Annotated in this window: 15 protein-coding genes; 6 read left to right on the top strand and 9 right to left on the bottom strand. The window is 73.5% G+C overall.

The window, feature by feature from the left end:
- Positions 1-6 precede the first annotated feature (6 nt).
- The 8 genes from Sco07f_RS11040 to Sco07f_RS11005 form a co-directional block, all read right to left on the bottom strand.
- A complete protein-coding gene (locus Sco07f_RS11040) occupies positions 7-639 on the bottom strand; it encodes a D-sedoheptulose-7-phosphate isomerase (protein ID WP_007445467.1) in 633 nt (210 codons plus the stop codon).
- Positions 636-1,856 carry a glycosyltransferase gene (locus tag Sco07f_RS11035; RefSeq protein ID WP_108987720.1) on the bottom strand — a complete coding sequence of 407 codons (1,221 nt, stop codon included), beginning with the start codon at positions 1,854-1,856 and terminating at the stop codon, positions 636-638. The genes Sco07f_RS11040 and Sco07f_RS11035 overlap by 4 nt, the downstream gene beginning before the upstream one ends.
- A complete protein-coding gene (locus tag Sco07f_RS11030) occupies positions 1,853-2,803 on the bottom strand; it encodes a glycosyltransferase (protein WP_108987719.1) in 951 nt (316 codons plus the stop codon). The genes Sco07f_RS11035 and Sco07f_RS11030 overlap by 4 nt, the downstream gene beginning before the upstream one ends.
- Complete coding sequence (locus Sco07f_RS11025) at positions 2,800-3,807, bottom strand: glycosyltransferase family 9 protein (protein ID WP_087789076.1); 1,008 nt, start codon at positions 3,805-3,807, stop codon at positions 2,800-2,802. Before Sco07f_RS11025 ends, Sco07f_RS11030 begins: the two co-directional genes overlap by 4 nt.
- Positions 3,804-4,406 (bottom strand): D-glycero-alpha-D-manno-heptose-1,7-bisphosphate 7-phosphatase, encoded by a 603-nt coding sequence (locus tag Sco07f_RS11020; RefSeq protein ID WP_007390033.1) that lies wholly within the window; start codon positions 4,404-4,406, stop codon positions 3,804-3,806. The genes Sco07f_RS11025 and Sco07f_RS11020 overlap by 4 nt, the downstream gene beginning before the upstream one ends.
- Positions 4,403-5,437, bottom strand: coding sequence for a glycosyltransferase family 2 protein (locus tag Sco07f_RS11015; RefSeq protein WP_087789078.1), 1,035 nt, complete (start codon positions 5,435-5,437; stop codon positions 4,403-4,405). Before Sco07f_RS11015 ends, Sco07f_RS11020 begins: the two co-directional genes overlap by 4 nt.
- The gene (locus tag Sco07f_RS11010; RefSeq protein ID WP_108987718.1) at positions 5,434-7,074 is read right to left on the bottom strand and encodes a carbamoyltransferase family protein; all 1,641 of its coding nucleotides are present in this window, start codon (positions 7,072-7,074) and stop codon (positions 5,434-5,436) included. The genes Sco07f_RS11015 and Sco07f_RS11010 overlap by 4 nt, the downstream gene beginning before the upstream one ends.
- A gap of 120 nt (positions 7,075-7,194) precedes the next feature.
- A complete protein-coding gene (locus tag Sco07f_RS11005; RefSeq protein ID WP_108987717.1) occupies positions 7,195-8,187 on the bottom strand; it encodes an NAD-dependent epimerase/dehydratase family protein in 993 nt (330 codons plus the stop codon).
- A gap of 143 nt (positions 8,188-8,330) precedes the next feature.
- On the opposite strand from Sco07f_RS11005, the gene Sco07f_RS11000 reads away from it, so the two are divergent.
- From Sco07f_RS11000 to Sco07f_RS10985, 4 genes are all read left to right on the top strand, one after another.
- A complete protein-coding gene (locus Sco07f_RS11000) occupies positions 8,331-9,119 on the top strand; it encodes a polysaccharide deacetylase family protein (RefSeq protein WP_167468069.1) in 789 nt (262 codons plus the stop codon).
- Positions 9,120-9,140: 21 nt separating this feature from the next.
- Entirely contained in the window at positions 9,141-9,581 is a 441-nt protein-coding gene (locus Sco07f_RS10995) for an SRPBCC family protein (protein ID WP_087789082.1), read from the top strand.
- Between the two features lie 85 nt (positions 9,582-9,666).
- The gene (locus Sco07f_RS10990) at positions 9,667-10,548 is read left to right on the top strand and encodes an endonuclease/exonuclease/phosphatase family protein (RefSeq protein ID WP_174855337.1); all 882 of its coding nucleotides are present in this window, start codon (positions 9,667-9,669) and stop codon (positions 10,546-10,548) included.
- Between the two features lie 666 nt (positions 10,549-11,214).
- Positions 11,215-12,228: an NAD-dependent epimerase/dehydratase family protein gene (locus Sco07f_RS10985; RefSeq protein ID WP_167468068.1), complete on the top strand. Its 1,014-nt coding sequence runs from the start codon at positions 11,215-11,217 to the stop codon at positions 12,226-12,228.
- A 57-nt stretch (positions 12,229-12,285) separates the two neighbouring features.
- Here Sco07f_RS10985 and Sco07f_RS40300 read toward each other — a convergent pair whose 3' ends face one another.
- Positions 12,286-13,611 (bottom strand): DNA-binding protein, encoded by a 1,326-nt coding sequence (locus tag Sco07f_RS40300; RefSeq protein WP_174855336.1) that lies wholly within the window; start codon positions 13,609-13,611, stop codon positions 12,286-12,288.
- A 465-nt stretch (positions 13,612-14,076) separates the two neighbouring features.
- Here Sco07f_RS40300 and Sco07f_RS10975 point away from each other — a divergent pair, with 465 nt between their 5' ends.
- Positions 14,077-14,433, top strand: coding sequence for a DUF6415 family natural product biosynthesis protein (locus tag Sco07f_RS10975; protein ID WP_159106943.1), 357 nt, complete (start codon positions 14,077-14,079; stop codon positions 14,431-14,433).
- Positions 14,421-14,906, top strand: a complete 486-nt coding sequence (locus Sco07f_RS10970) for a DUF6302 family protein (protein WP_108987713.1) — start codon at positions 14,421-14,423, stop codon at positions 14,904-14,906. The genes Sco07f_RS10975 and Sco07f_RS10970 overlap by 13 nt, the downstream gene beginning before the upstream one ends.
- Positions 14,907-14,958 lie beyond the last annotated feature (52 nt).

Raw genomic sequence — 14,958 nt, 5'->3', positions numbered from 1 at the left:
GTCCCGTCACCTCCGCTTCCGCTGCGCCGCGCGCCCGGCGCGCCCGGCGGCCCGTGTGCTCCGTACGCCCCGCTCCAGGGCCCCGTCGAAGGCCGCGCAGATCATGTGGACGGCGACGAGGTGGATCTCCTGCACGGTGGCCGTCGACGGGGCCTCGACGCACAGGGATTCGTCGCTGCCCGCCATGAGCGGGTTGGGGGCGCAGCCGGTGAGCGCCCAGACCCGTACGCCCGCCGCGCGGGCGGCGTCGGCCGCGGAGAGCAGGTTGGCGCTGGCGCCGGACGTGGACAGCAGCATCAGGACGTCGCCGTCGCGGCCGTGGGCACGGACCTGGCGGGCGAACACCTCGTCGACGCCGTAGTCGTTGGCGATGGCGGTGGTGGAGGAGGTGTCGGCGTGCAGGGCGATGGCGGAGAACGGCGGGCGGTCGTCGCGGTAGCGGCCGACGAGTTCGGCGGTGAGGTGCTGGGCCTGGGCGGCGCTGCCGCCGTTGCCCGCGGCGAGCAGCCGGCCGCCGCCGCCCAGCACGGCCGCGAGCCGCTCGCCCCAGCGCTGGGTGGTGTGCGCGGAGGCGCGGAACGCCCCCAGCGCGTGCTGGAGTTCGTCGCAGTGCCCGACGACGGGCGGGTGCACGGTCATGACGCCACCTCCGTGGACACGGCGTGTTCGGAGCGGGTCAGGCGGTACACCTGTTCCGCGCCGTCGGCGACGCGCGCCCAGGTGTAGTGCCGCAGGACGCGTTCGCGGCCGTTCCTGCCGTACTGGCGGCGCAGCCGCTCGTCGGAGAGGAGCGCGCGGGCGGCCCCGGCCACCGCCTCGGGGTCCTGCGGGGCGACCAGCCGGCCGGTGACGCCGTCGGCGACGGAGTCGCGGTGGCCGCCGACGTCGGTGGCGAGGACGGGTACGCCGCACGCCATGGCCTCCAGCGGCACGATGCCGAACGGCTCGTACACCGGGGTGCACAGCACCAGGTCGGAGCTGCGGAGCAGGGCGGGCATGTCGTCCGGGTCGACCGCGCCGAGCAGTCGGACCCGGTCGGCGACGCCGGCGCGGCGGGCGACGCCGGTCAGGCGCCGTGCCTCGGGTTCGGCCTCCACGGCGCCGGCGGGCGGGCCCCCGGCGATGAGGAGTTCGGTGCCGGGGATGTGGGCGAGGGCGCGGATGGCCTGGTCGTAGCCCTTGCGGGGGACGAGCCGGCCGCAGGCGAGGAGCCGGTGCGGCAGGCGCCGTTCGGGGGTGCGGCCGGTGTCGGCGGCGGGGTGGAAGTGCTCGGCGTCCACACCGCAGGGCACGACGGACACCTGGCGGGGCGGGACGCCCATGTCACCGAGTTCGACGACCTCGTCGGTGCAGGTGGCCAGGACCCGTGCGCAGCCGCGGCCGAGTTGCCGCTCGATGCCGATGCGCTCGTACGGGCTGGTGTCCCGCATGCCCTGGTGGCGCCGCTTGACGGTGCCGAGGGCGTGGAAGGTCTGGACGAGCGGGACGCCGTGCGGGCCGGCGCCGATTTGCGAGGCCATGCCGGACATCCAGAAGTGGGCGTGCACCACGTCGGGCCGCTCGCGGGCCCAGGAGCGGGCCAGGTGGGCGCCGAAGGCGGGCATGTGCGGGAAGAGGTCGTCCTTGGGGACGGGCACGGGCGGTCCGGCCGGCACGTGTTCGACGACCGCCCCGCCGGGCAGCGGCACCCGGGCGGGCAGGTCGATGGCGTCCCGGCGGGTGTAGACGGTGACGTCGTGGCCGCGCCCCGCCAACTCCTCGGCGAGACGGGCCACGTAGACGTTCTGTCCACCGGCGTCGACGCCGCCGAGCGCGGCGAGGGGGCTCGCGTGCTCGGACACCATGGCGATCCTCATCGGGTCACCTCCTTGAGCAGCCGCTCCCAGTCGTCCAGGAAGCGGGGCAGCCCGTAGTGGGCGAGGGCCGCCGCACGGGCCCCGTCGCCGACGGTCCGCGCGTGCAGCGGGTCGGCGAGGAAGTCGCGTACGGCGTCGGTCAGTACGTCGATGCGGTTGGAGACCACCCCGGCGCCGGGGGGCACGGCCTCGGCGACCTCGGTGGTGGCGAGGGCGACCACGGGCATGCCCAGGTGCATGGCCTCCAGCAGGGACAGGCCGAGGGAGGTCCAGCGGACGGGGTGGACGTAGACGCGGCGGCGGGCCAGTTCGGTGTGCAGGTCGCTCTGCGGGACGTCCTGGGTTCGGCAGCGGTCGGGGGCGACGCCGATGTGTTCGGCGAGGCCTTCGGTGCGCATGCCGAACACGTCGAGCGGGGCGGCCCGGGAGAAGACGGGGAGCAGGTCGGTGCCGGTCGTGCGGCCGCGCCTGATCGGCTCGTTGACGACGACGGCGGCGCGTTCCAGTTCGCCGGTCCAGCGGTGGCCGGGGTCGACGATGCCGTGTTCGACGACGGCGGTGTCCGTCGGGCCCGCGTCCCACATCAGCCGGTTGAAGTGGGTGACGTGGACGAGGGTGACGCCCGGGATGTCGGCGGCCGGGTGGCGGGTGCGGGGGACGTCGCCGTCGGGGGCGTTGTGCTCCAGGTACACCAGCGGCGGGCGGCGGCCCAGCCAGCGGTCGACGAGGCCGAGTTCGTGCGGGCGCTGGAGGATCACGAGGTCGATGTGCTCGTCCCGCAGCCGCTCCGGCGGTACTTCGACCACGGAGCCGGGCCAGTCCCAGGTGCGGGCGCGGCCGAGGCCGTCGGGGCCGCGGTCGGGGGTGACGGGGACGAGGTAGGTGTGCGGGCCCTGCACGAAGGCGGTGGTCCACGACCCGTGCACGTGCCAGATCAGGATCCTCATGTCTCCCCCATCGGGTTCTCGACGGCCATCAGCTTCTCGACGGCGGCGGCCACGTCGGTGGCCGTGACGGTGTCCAGGCAGGGGTGCCCGGGGACGGGGCAGTCCCGGGCCCTGCTGCCGGCGCAGGGCGCGTCCTGGTCGCCGAGCAGGACGTAGGGGACGCCGTACGGCCGCCAGCGCTCGGCGGGGACGACGGGGGCGAACAGGGAGACGACGGGGGTGCCGACGGCGGCGGCGAGGTGGGCGGGCGCCGTGTTGCCGGTGACGACCGCCCGGGCGCCCGCGAGGACGCCGGCCAGTCCGGGGGCGTCGGTGCGGCCGCCGAGGTCGGTGCCGTGCCGGCCGGCGACGTGTGCGGTGAGGTCGCGCTCGCCGGGGCCGCCGGTGACCAGCACGCGGTGTCCGGCGGCGGCGAGTTCGCGTACGGCCTCGGCGGCGCGCCCGGGGCTCCAGGCGCGGGCGGGGACGCTGGCGCCGGGGTGCAGGACGACGTAGGGGCCGGGGCCGGTGAGGGCGTCGGCGGGCGGCGGCGGGTGCACGCGCAGCCGTCCGTCGTCGGGGCGGGGGAACCCGGCCGCCCCGGCGAGGTCGAGCGCGGCCTCGGCCTCGTGGGCGTGCGGGGCGCGCCGGTGGCGCAGGTCGAGGAGCGAGCCGGGGTAGTCCACACTGTCCGCGGCGATGTACCGGACGCCGGCCAGGCGCAGCACCAGGGCGGTGGGCAGCGGGGACTGGTGGAAGGAGGTGAGGACGAGGGCCGCGTCCGCGTCGATCCGGTCCACGAGCGCGTCGATGTCCTCGCGGCTGACGTCGGGCGGCGCGAACCCGCCCCAGGGCGCCTCCCACACCAGCACCTCGTCCACGCCGGGCAGCAGCCGGGCGGCGGGCGCGCCGCGCGACCCGCACAGCATGGTGACGTGGTCGGCCCGGGCGGCGACGGCGCGTACGGCGGGTCCGGCGAGCAGGACGTCGCCGAAGCTGTCGAGCCGGGTGACGAGCGCCTTCATACCGGCCTCCCGGGGCTGTCGTCGGCGGTCGGCGTCCGCGCCGGCCCGCGGCGTGCGCGGTCGGCGACCGGGCCGTCGAGGACGGCCCGTACGGCGGTGAGGAGGTCCGGGGCGACGTGGGCCGCGGCGGCCGTCTCCTCGGGGCGGGTGCGGTCGTTGGGGACGAGGATGCCGTGGGCGCCGGCGCGTTCGGCGGCCTCCATGTCCGCGCCGATGTCGCCGACGACGACGCAGTCGGCGGGGCCGGCGCAGACGCGGCCGGCGGCCCACAGGACCATGCCGGGCTGCGGCTTGCGGCAGTGGCAGCCGTCGTCGGGGCCGTGCGGGCAGACCGCCCAGACGTCGAAGGGGCCGATCAGCTCGTCGACGCGGCGGTTGACGCGCCGGACGTCGCCGTCGCTGATCAGGCCGCGGGCCACGCCGGACTGGTTGGTGACGACGCCGACGCTGATGCCGTGCTCGCGCAGCAGCGCCACCGCCTCGCGGGCGCCCTCGACGGGGCGGACCAGGTCCGGGTCGCCGTTGTGGGGGACGTCGTGGACGAGCGTGCCGTCGCGGTCGAAGAGGACGGCCTTCACCCGGTTTCCGGCGGGGCTCATGCGGCCACCTCCCGCCAGGCGGGCGCGGCCCGGTGGCGCCAGAGCCCGCTGAGCCGGTGCCAGGTCGCGGCGGGCGGGATGAGCGCGCTGGTGACCAGCATGGTCGTGATCTCGTGCCGGGTGCGCGGTCCGGGCGCGATGCGGGCCCAGGCGAACTCGGCGGTGCCCGCGGCCCAGCCGGCCCCGGCGAGGGCGGCGGCCCGGGGGCGCCCGGCCGCGGCGAGGGCGAGGGCCGCTGCCCCGGCGGCGGTGATCGCGGCGTGGCGCCGGATGCGGCCCCGGGGCGCGACCGCCTTGGCCCACCAGTCGGGGCCGTGCAGACGCCGCATCAGGGCGTCGTCGGCGTTGCCGCGCTGCTGCTTCAGGGAGACCCAGCGCGCGGCGGGGCGTACGGGGTGGCGGGTGGTGCGGCGGCCCCGCCGGATGCGCCAGCCCGCGTCGAGGACGCGCAGCGCGAGGTCGGCGTCCTCGCGGAAGGCGCGGGTGAAGCGTTCGTCGAAGCCGTCGACCTGTTTGAGCACGTCGGTGCGGTAGGCCATGTCGGCGGTGATCCACCGGGCCCGCGCGAGGCCCGCGGTGCCGCGCTCCCAGTCGGTGGGGCGGCGCTCGCCCGGCAGCGGTACGGCGATCACGCCCTGTACGGCGCCGGTGTCGGGGGCCGCCTCGGCGAGGTCCTGGATCAGCTGGTCGCACCAGTGCGGGCCGACCTGGACGTCGTCGTCGAGGAAGGCGGTCCAGGGCGAGGTGACCGCGCGGGCACCGGTGTTGCGGGCGGCGGCGGGACCGCGTCCCCCGCTGCGCAGCACCACCGTGCGTTCGCGCAGGTCGCCGAGGACGGTCAGGGCGTGCTCCAGCGCGTCCGGGTCGGCGTCGGGGTCGGGCCGGTCGTCGACCAGGACGATCTCGTCGGGGTCGGGCCCGTGCGCGGCGACCAGCGCGGCCAGGCAGTCGGCCAGCGTGTCGCGTACGAGGGTGGGGACGACGACGGCGTACCCGGTGCGCGGGCCGCCGGTCCCGGGGTCGGCGCTCATCCGAACGCCCGTCCCCGGCGCACCGCGAAGGGGCCGATGGCCAGCAGGTCGACGGGTGCCGAGCCGAAGCACTCCAGCGCGTCGCGCGGGTCGTCGACCATGGGCCGCCCGGCGGTGTTGAGGCTGGTGTTGACGACGACCGGCAGCCCGGTGCGCCGTTCGAAGGCGGCCAGCATCCGCGCGACGAGCGGCTCGCGGCGCTCCTCGACGGTCTGGATGCGGGCGGTGCCGTCGACGTGCACGACGGCGGGGATGCGGTCCCGCCAGGCGGGGTCGACGTCGTGCACGAAGAGCATGTACGGGCTGGGCATCGGCCCGGTGAAGATGTCGGCGGCGCGGTCGGCGAGCACCATGGGGGCGACGGGGCGGAACTCCTCGCGGCCCTTGACGTGGTTGAGGCGTTCGAGGTTCTCCGCGCGGCCGGGGTGGGCCATCAGGGAGCGGTGCCCGAGGGCGCGCGGCCCGAACTCGCTGCGGCCCTGGAACCAGGCGACGACGCCGTCCCGGGCCAGTTCCTCGGCGACGGTCTCGGCGATGTCGTCCGGCTCCTCGTAGGGGATCGCGGCCGTCTCCAGCCAGGCGCGGATCTCGTCGTCGCTCCAGCCGCGGCCGAGGTCGGCGCCGGGCATCGGTTCGGGCGCCGCGCCCTCTTGGGCGGCGGCCACGTGCAGGGCTCCGCCGAGGGCGGTGCCCGCGTCACCGGCGGCGGGCTGCACCCACACGTGCCGGTACGGACCGCGGGCCGCGATCTCGGAGTTGGCGACGCAGTTCAGCGCGACGCCGCCCGCCATGGTCAGGGCCTCGCCGCCGGCCTCGCCGTGCAGCCAGTGGACGAGTTCGAGGAGCAGTTCCTCGAGGACGGCCTGGGTGCTCGCCGCGAGGTCGGCGTGGTCCTTCGTCCAGTCCTCGCCCTTGGCGCGCGGCGGGGCGAGGGCCGCCCAGTCGACGCCGTGGGCGCGGAAGCCGCCGTCGCCGGTGGCGTGGATGTGCTCACGGAGCCGGTCGAGGTGGCGGGGGGTGCCGTAGGAGGCGAGGGCCATCACCTTGTACTCGTCGCTGCTGCGCAGGAAGCCGAGGTGCTCGGTCAGTTCCTCGTAGACCAGGCCGAGCGAGTGCGGCAGTGCCTGCGTGGCGAGGACGTCGAGCTTGCCGTCGCGGTAGCGGCCGGCCAGGTGGGAGGCGGACTCGCCGCGGCCGTCGAGGACGAGGACGTCGTTGTCGGGGTGCGGTGAGGCCGGTCCTGCGGAGGCGGCGTGCGCCACGTGGTGCGGGACGAAGACGACCCGGTCGGGGTCGAGGCCGGGCAGCGCCTCGGCGAGGAACTCGGGGGCGCGGCGGGCGTATTCGAGTCGCAGCGGGTCCCAGGGGTCGTTCAGGCCCAGGTCGCGGGCGGGCCGGGCGAGCTTGGGGTCGAAGGAGTACGCGACGGCGTCCAGTTCCCCCGGCCGCACCCCGGCGTGCTCCAGGCACCACCGCGCCGACAGCTCCGGGACCTCCCAGGCGGAGAACGGCACCGGGCGCTTGCCGTGCTTGCGCCGGCTGAACCGCTCCTCCTCGGCGGCCGCGACGGTCCGGCCGTCGACGACGAGCGCGGCGGCCGGGTCGTGGAACAGGGCGTTGACACCAAGGATGCGCATGGGGCGGGCTCCTCTCTCGGCGACGCGGGTGCCGCGGGGCGGTTGCCTCAAACACTTGAAGACGGGTCACTTCCGGACAAAGGACGCTTTGTCACTCTTGGCGACCTTTCGGGACCTGCCTCAGGCGGCGACGGCGTGCGCGAACCAGCCGATGGTCCGCTCCAGCCCCTCGGTCCAGCTCACGACCGGCCGCCAGCCCAGCCGCTCCCGGGCAAGGGTGGTGTCGGGCTTTCGCCGGCCGGGGTCGTCGACAGGGCGTTCGACGAAGCGGATGCGGGAGCCCGAGCCGGTGAGGTCCACGACCCGGCGGGCCAGTTCCAGCATGGTGATCTCGTCGTCGCCGCCGATGTTCATCGGCCCGCTCTCCCCGGACGCGGCGAGGGCCAGGACGCCCGCCACGGTGTCGTCGACGTAGCACAGGGAGCGGGTCTGGCCGCCGTCTCCGGCGACGGTGAGCGGCATGCCGTCCAGGGCCTGCGCGATGAAGTTCGGGACGGCCCGGCCGTCGCCGGTGCGCATGCGGGGGCCGTAGGTGTTGAAGATCCGGACGATGGCGGCGTCGGTGCCGTGCACCTGGCGGTGCGCGGTGACCAGGGCCTCGGCGAAGCGCTTGGACTCGTCGTAGACGCTGCGCGGGCCGACCGGGTTGACGTTGCCCCAGTACGTCTCGCGCTGCGGGTGCTCCAGCGGGTCGCCGTAGACCTCGGAGGTGGACGCGAGCAGGAAGCGGGCGCCGTCGGCGTGGGCCCGCTCCAGGGCGTTGCGGGTGCCGGTGCTGCCGACGTCGAGGGTCTCCAGGGGCAGCCGGAGGTAGTCGGCGGGCGAGGCGGGGCAGGCGAAGTGCAGGACCAGGTCGAACCGGCCGGGCAGGCCGCGCAGGGCCGCCGGGTCGGTGGCGTCGGCCCGGACGAACCGGAATCCGCGCCGCCGTTCCAGGTCGGCCAGGTTGGCGCGGGACCCGGTGGCCAGGTTGTCGAGGCAGACGACGTCGGTGCCGGAGTCGAGCAGGCGGCCGCACAGGTGGGATCCCACGAATCCGGCTCCGCCGGTCACCAGGGCCCGGCGCCAGACGCGACCGTTCACGGGGCGCACGCTCACGGGGGTCTCGCTCACGGGGTCCTCCTCGCTCTCAAAACGTCACGCATGTGTCGGTTTGAGTAGCCCGGCCGACCCGCCACTACCTCGAACAGTCATTCGCAAGCGCACCCCGGGGGGCACTATAAACCGCGTATATACTCGCTGCGTATAGTCCTCGCATGCTTTCGCTGACCAGGAAGATGACCAGAACGGGGACCAGGTTGCGCGCGCTCGCGACCTTCACTGCCGCAGCCTCGCTGACGCTCGCGCTGAGCGGTTGCACCAAGCTGGAGACCGAATCTCCCAGCTCCGTCCGGAACGCCGCCGACACCCAGGCCCGGCCGGCCTCGCTCGGCACCGTCGACTGCGCGCACACCAAGTGCATCGCACTCACCTTCGACGCCGGACCGAGCGAGAACTCCGCCCGGCTGCTCGACATACTCAAGGAGAAGCAGGTCCCGGCGACCTTCTTCCTGCTGGGCAAGCGCCACATCGACACCTATCCCGAACTTGTCGAGCGCATGGCCGACGAAGGCCACGAGGTGGCCAGCCACACCTGGACGCACAAGATCCTCACGGATGCCGGCCCGGACGAGATACGGGACGAGCTGGAGCGCCCGAACAAGGAGATAGAGCGCCTCACGGGCAAGCGCCCCACGCTGATGCGCCCGCCGCAGGGCCGCACGGACGGCACGGTGCACGACATCTGCCGCGAGCTGGGTCTCGCCGAGGTGCTGTGGAGCGTGACCGCCAAGGACTACAAGACGAACGACTCCGACCTGATCACCGAGCGGGTCCTGGACCAGTCGTCCCGGGACGGCATCATCCTGCTGCACGACATCTACGACGGCACCGTGCCCGCCGTGCCCGGCATCATCGACGCGCTCAAGAAGCGCGGCTACGTCTTCGTGACGGTCCCCCAGCTGATGGCCCCCGGGAAGGCCGAGCCGGGCAAGGTGTACCGCTGACGGACGTGCCACGATCGTCCGGTGGCCACCTTCTCGATCGACCGCACCGTGCCGCTCGCCCCGGACGAGGCCTGGCGCCGGCTCACCCGGTGGGAGCGGCACGGCGACACCGTGCCGCTGACCCGGGTCACCGCCCGCCCGCCCGGACCCGGCCGCCGGGGCACGCTGGTCGTGGCCCGCACGGGCGCCGGACCGCTCGCCTTCGACGACGCGATGGAGGTGACGGTCTGGCAGCCGCCCCGGGGAGGGGCCCCCGGCCGGTGCCGGCTGGAGAAGCGCGGCCGGGTGGTCCGGGGCTGGGCGGAGATCGAGGTCCGGACGGACCCCGGCGGCCGGACGCGGGTGGTGTGGCGCGAGGAGCTGGACGTCCGGCTCCTCCCGGCCCTCCTCGACGGCGTCCTGGCCCGCTCGGGGCGCCTCGTCTTCGGCCGCACGGTCGACCATCTGCTGCGGCGCCCGTGAACCGGGGATTGCGGACGGAGTACGGGTCGCGGACGAGTTCGCGCCGCGGGCCTCGCGGGCGCCGTTTCCCGCGTACCGTGCCGACATGTCTCCGAGAGCGCGCACCTTCATCCAACTGTCCGTCACCGGCGCCCTGTTGACCCTGGCCGTGGCGGCCCCGCCCGCCTCCGCCGCCGACCGGGGCCACTCGGTCCCGTTGCGCATCGCCACCTACAACATCCACGCCGGGGCGGGCTCGGACGGCGTCTTCGACCTCGACCGGCAGGCCACCGCGCTGCGCGCCCTCGACGCGGACGTGATCGGCCTCCAGGAGGTCGACGTGCACTGGGGAGCCCGCAGCCAGGGGCTCGACGTGGCCGGGGAGCTGGCGCGACGGCTCGGCATGCGGGTGTCGTTCGCGCCGATCTACAGCCTCGACCCGGTGACGGCCGGGGAGCCCCGGCGCGAGTACGGCGTGGCGGTGCTGTCCCGCTTCCCGGTCCGTTCCGCGACGAACCACGAGATCACGCGCCTGTCCACGCAGGACGAGAACCCGGTGCCGGCCCCCGCGCCCGGGTTCGGCGAGGTGACGCTCAAGGTGCGCGGCGTGCCGGTGCAGGTGTTCGTGACCCACCTCGACTACCGGGCGGACCCGGCGGTGCGCGAGGCCCAGGTCGCCGACACCCGGCGCATCATGGCCCGCGAGCGGGCGGAGCTTCCGGGTGCCCGCCAGTTCCTGCTCGGCGACTTCAACGCCGAGCCCTCGGCCCCCGAGCTGGCACCGCTGTGGAAGGAGCTGCGGGACGCGGGCACCGGGACCCCGGACACGTATCCCGCCGAGGCACCGGTGAAGCGGATCGACTACGTGGCCGTGGGCGAGGGCGTACGGGTGCACGACGTCGCGGTGCCGGAGGAGCCCACGGCCTCGGACCACCGGCCGGTGGTCGCGGAGGTGTCGCTGGCCAGGAAGGCGCCCGGCCGGGGCTGAGGCCGGCTCTTCGGAGTCCCCGGCCGGGTGACGTACGGGAGCCGACAACCAAAAGCGGGGACCATCCCCGCGGGTGCGGGGAGCAGCGTGTCTCGTGTTCGCCGGTCAAGGGCGCGCAGGGACCATCCCCGCGGGTGCGGGGAGCAGGCCTTCGACGGACGCGGCAACTCCCACGAACCGGGACCATCCCCGCGGGTGCGGGGAGCAGACTGATTGACCTGCAAGTTTATGGGCGCAGGGGCTTATTCTCAGCGACTTTCACAGATTCCGGCAAATGCGACATGGGGTGGTGCCGATCCACAGGGAGGGACCTCGGGGCTGGCCGAGCGCCGTGCTGGCTGCCACCGCCCCTCCCGCACAGATTCCGGAAGCAGACCAAGCTGTTTGACCACCCACTTGCGCAGCTTGAGGTCCTCCTCCGGCAGCAGGACAGCAGCCCGGTGGGCGCTCGACGACGCCGGGCGGCCGTGGCCGTCCGTCCGAGCCGGGAGTGCTCGCACGTCAGCTCGAGCTCATACCTGGTGATCTCGGCGGCCCAACTGGCGTGCAGGACTCGGCTCGGTGTCCAGCATGTTCCAAGGGATCACCGAGCCCCTGCACTCGCGGCGCCTGCCGGCGGCGTAGCCCGCCCTGTCGCCCGGGTCTCAGGCAGGGCAGGATCAGTGCATGAGGATTCTCGTCATGGGCGGAACGTGGTTTTTGGGCAAGGCGATTGCGGAGGCCACGCTGTCCCGGGGGTGGGACATCACCACCTTCAACCGCGGTCGGTCCGGCGTGGACGTGCCCGGTGTGGAGGCGGTACACGGTGACCGCACGGTCCAGGAGGATCTGCGAAAGCTCGCGCAGCGCGGCCCGTGGGACGCCGTCGTCGACACGTCCAGCTCGGAGCTGCCTCCCCGCGAGGTCCGCCTGGCCACCACCACGCTGGCCAGGCATGCCCGCCGTTGGGTGCACCTCTCCACCGTCTCCGTCTACAAAGGCTGGCCCCACGAGCCGTTGACGGAGAGCTCTCCCCTGCTGCGGTGTCCGGCCGATGCCGACGGAGCGTTCGGCTACACCGGGGAGGACGGCAGCCCCACTAGGTACGGCTTCCAGAAGGCCGGAGGAGAACGTGCCGTGGCCGAAGCCTTCGGCGACGCAGCGGTCTTCCTCCGGCCAGGGGTCATTCTGGGGCCCGGCGAATACGTGGGCCGCCTGCCTTGGTGGCTGGAGCGCGCGAAGCGTGGTGGCCGAATGCTCGCGCCCGCGCCCTCGGAGCAGCGGATCCAGCCGGTGGACGTCCGGGACGTCGCCGCCTTCGCCGTGCACCTGGCCGCCGGTACCGGCAACGGTGCCTTCAACGTGACACATCCCGACGGGATCTCGTTCGGCGACTTCCTCACCGAGTGCTTGCGGGTCACCGGGAGCGACGGGACGCCGGTCTGGGTCGACCCGGCCGTGCTGACGAAGCACGGCGTGAAGCAGTGGACCGAGGTGCCCCTGTGGCGCACCCACGCCGGTGTCTGGGCGGTCGACTCCGCGCGTGCGGTCGAGGCGGGACTTCGCTGTCGATCGATCGCCGACACGGTGCGGGACACCTGGGAGTGGTGGGCGGGAGACGGGCGTCCCGTGGACCACCCGCGATGGGCGGAGCACGGGATCGGGGTGGAGAAGGAGGCGCGCGTCCTCGCCTCCCTGTGACCATGTGACCCGGTTCCTCTGCTCCGGGCCCTCAACGTCCCCTGTTGGTCTCTCTGGTCAGGGCGCGATCGCCAGGAGAGCCATGGACGGGCCGAGTCGGTAGGGCGGGGAGACCCGGGTGAACTCCTCGACCTGTTCGCGTAGCTGCGACGGGAGTTGCGAGCCGTGGTAGTGCGGCCGAGCCAGGTGCCTGCCGATCCGGGCCGTCCGGACAACGACGCCCGTTTTGCGCTGCTCGGCCGGCACGTCCCAGAGCGGCGACAGGGCCTCGGCCGCGCCTTCCACGTTGTCGGACAGGAGACGGGCGTACGCCAGGTCCGCTGCCGCGCCCGCCAGGACGTGGGGAGACTGCTCATCCTGCGCCCGCTGCCCGAGCAGGACGATGGCGCGGTCGGCCTCGGCCTCGGCTTGCTCCGCGTCCCCCATGAGCAGCGCCGTCGTGCTGTTGGACATGGCCAGCCGCTCCTCGGAAAAGCCGAACTCACCGCCCACCTCGTCGTGCAGCTCGTCGCGCGTGTCCTGGCCGCGGTCCTCGGAGAGCCGGATCGTGCGACGTGCCGACGCGATGTCGCCGAGGTGGGCATACGCGCGAGCGGCGATGGCGTGCAGGCGCCGTCGGGCGACGTCGCCAAGTCCGCCGTACGACAGTGCTCGCCGGGCCTTCGCCAGGGCCTCGCTCGACTGGCCCGAGTGGTAGGCGACATAGGCCAGAGTGCCGTCCGCGTAGGCCTGCAATGGTGCGAAGCGCGTGCTCTCCCCGTATACGGCCGTGGTGCGGGCCAGGGTACGGGCGCTGGGGAAATAGCCCAGGTCGAACGCCGCGACCGACAGAAGCGCGGCCGTCTGCCCGTTGAGGATCATCAGGGTCTGCTGCTGGAACGGAACCTGCGTGCGGTCCCGGTGTCGCTCGATCTCTCGGCGTAGAGTGTCGGCCGCTTCGTAGGCGCCTGCGGCCGCCAGGCCGTGATAGCGCCGGGCGAGGCTCACCACCTGGTCACGGAGTTCGTCGATGGTGTTGTCGGAGATGGACGCCGCGGCGGTCGCGCCGGCGCCGTCGTGGGCTTCACGTGCGGTCATATGAACTCGCTCTTCCAGGTCGAACACGGGTACCTGGGGATCGTCCGCCAGAGGCGCCGCGAACAGTTGCGCTGCCGTGTGCCCGGGCCACATGGCCTCCAGGACGTGGCAGGTTTCCGGCCCCGGTAACCCGGTGAGTTTGCCGCCGGTCCAGCGCCGGAACTGCGTCTCTCCGCACGTCGGGTTGTTGGGGCTGTGCCCGAAGAGGCGAACGCCGGTCTCGTTGAACCTCTTGTCGAACCGGCGGTAGGTGAGCTTGTCCCGGTCGCACAGCTTGGCGAGCAGTGTCCTCGGCTCGCTTCTCATTCCGCCTCCAACTCTGCGGCGCCACGCCTCACGGCCTGCGGATGGATCCCTTCCGCTGAAGGGGACCCCGGCTTTCCGTCGGGCGGCAATACACCTCGTACGGAAGCCACTTCAAAGCTATCCCGAGGCCAGGTGTGTCACCCGTAGGAGCCGCAGGAGCCATGGTCCAAGCCATGGCGGGGCCACGCGCAGTGAGTGAACGATGATCGCCGATCGTCACTGAAAGTGCACGTCCGAGCACAGTCGACAGACGAAGGGGGCCGACAGCGATAGCCCTTGCCGAGCGCATCACACCGCCGCCTCCCCTTCCCCCACTCCCAGAGCATCAAAGGAAACCGTCCCATGGCGCCTGCCACAACCGCCGTGAAATCTCCGCCCACTCACCCGCGCGTCCAGCTCGTCACGCCCGTTTCACCCGTTCCGCCCTGGACGCAGCGCAGGGAGGACCTCGAGCGCATCGTCGTCATGCTCCGGACCGGCCTCCCGGTTGACCGGGCGTTCGATGACGTGGCAGCGGTCTTCAGCGACGAAGCCGGCCCGGCCGAGGACGACATCCCTGTCCTCGTCGAGCGCTTCCGCGGAACCGGGGAAGTACAGGGCCACCTCGCGGCCCTGGTCGACGCCGCGAACGAAAAGCAGTCGGGCGAACCGGAATTCAGGGCGCGGCTCATCGCTAGGGCGGACGATGCCCTGGGGTCGTCGGCGCGTTCGGACGGCATGACACGGCTCAGTCACCTTCGCAGGCTCGCTCTCGCCGCACAGGACCTCCTGGAGTTGTTGCTGCTGCCCGACGACCCGGAGACGGCGCCGTGTCCGGTCTGACTCCACCACCGGCGGAGCCCGACGTCGTCATCATGCCCCCGGCCGAGGCGTACGACTTCGAGTACTTCCGTGCCCGAGTGGATGCCGGACTGCTCTCGCAGAGCATCGCCATCCGCGTGTTCCGCATGCCCCTCCTCGCCGTACCGGTGGGCGGAGTCAGACGCGGCGGCTGGTTCGGTGTCGACAGCCTTGCCGTGGCGCTGGCCGTCCGTGATGTCCTGGCGCCCCTCAAAGGCTTCCCCGGCGCCCGCATCACGTGGCAGTGCACACCGCGCTCGTCGTACGTCGTCGAGTGGGGGGACCGTCCTCCGGCCACATGGCTCGACGACAACGAGCGCATGGCCTTCTACGGACTCACGCGGCCCGCCCCCGGCCTTGAACCCCAACCTGGCCACCACGCCCGCGCTCAGCCCTCCTCCCCCGCCGTCTCCAGCTGTTCTTCCACAGCTCCGTACAGCCGCGGCCCTCGCTGAGAGGGGCCGGACGTGTGCATTCATGGATCAAGGAGTCTTCCCATGTCCCCCA

It is taken from the genome of Streptomyces coelicoflavus, from assembly GCF_003112555.1.
Taxonomy (GTDB): domain Bacteria; phylum Actinomycetota; class Actinomycetes; order Streptomycetales; family Streptomycetaceae; genus Streptomyces; species Streptomyces coelicoflavus.
Note: the sequence above shows the minus strand (reverse complement) of the source record. Positions and strands in the feature narration are given on the sequence as shown.

Excerpts from the sequence above, each read along its gene's own strand:
- Sco07f_RS10985 (WP_167468068.1), top strand. The coding sequence starts at position 11,215 with ATGAGGATTCTCGTCATGGGCGGAACGTGGTTTTTGGGCAAGGCGATT.
- Sco07f_RS11040 (WP_007445467.1), bottom strand. The coding sequence starts at position 639 with ATGACCGTGCACCCGCCCGTCGTCGGGCACTGCGACGAACTCCAGCAC.
- Sco07f_RS11000 (WP_167468069.1), top strand. The coding sequence starts at position 8,331 with ATGCTTTCGCTGACCAGGAAGATGACCAGAACGGGGACCAGGTTGCGC.
- Sco07f_RS11030 (WP_108987719.1), bottom strand. The coding sequence starts at position 2,803 with ATGAGGATCCTGATCTGGCACGTGCACGGGTCGTGGACCACCGCCTTC.
- Sco07f_RS11010 (WP_108987718.1), bottom strand. The coding sequence starts at position 7,074 with ATGCGCATCCTTGGTGTCAACGCCCTGTTCCACGACCCGGCCGCCGCG.
- Sco07f_RS10975 (WP_159106943.1), top strand. The coding sequence starts at position 14,077 with ATGCTCCGGACCGGCCTCCCGGTTGACCGGGCGTTCGATGACGTGGCA.
- Sco07f_RS10990 (WP_174855337.1), top strand. The coding sequence starts at position 9,667 with ATGTCTCCGAGAGCGCGCACCTTCATCCAACTGTCCGTCACCGGCGCC.
- Sco07f_RS11015 (WP_087789078.1), bottom strand. The coding sequence starts at position 5,437 with ATGAGCGCCGACCCCGGGACCGGCGGCCCGCGCACCGGGTACGCCGTC.
- Sco07f_RS11025 (WP_087789076.1), bottom strand. The coding sequence starts at position 3,807 with ATGAAGGCGCTCGTCACCCGGCTCGACAGCTTCGGCGACGTCCTGCTC.
- Sco07f_RS11035 (WP_108987720.1), bottom strand. The coding sequence starts at position 1,856 with ATGAGGATCGCCATGGTGTCCGAGCACGCGAGCCCCCTCGCCGCGCTC.
- Sco07f_RS40300 (WP_174855336.1), bottom strand. The coding sequence starts at position 13,611 with ATGAGAAGCGAGCCGAGGACACTGCTCGCCAAGCTGTGCGACCGGGAC.
- Sco07f_RS11020 (WP_007390033.1), bottom strand. The coding sequence starts at position 4,406 with ATGAGCCCCGCCGGAAACCGGGTGAAGGCCGTCCTCTTCGACCGCGAC.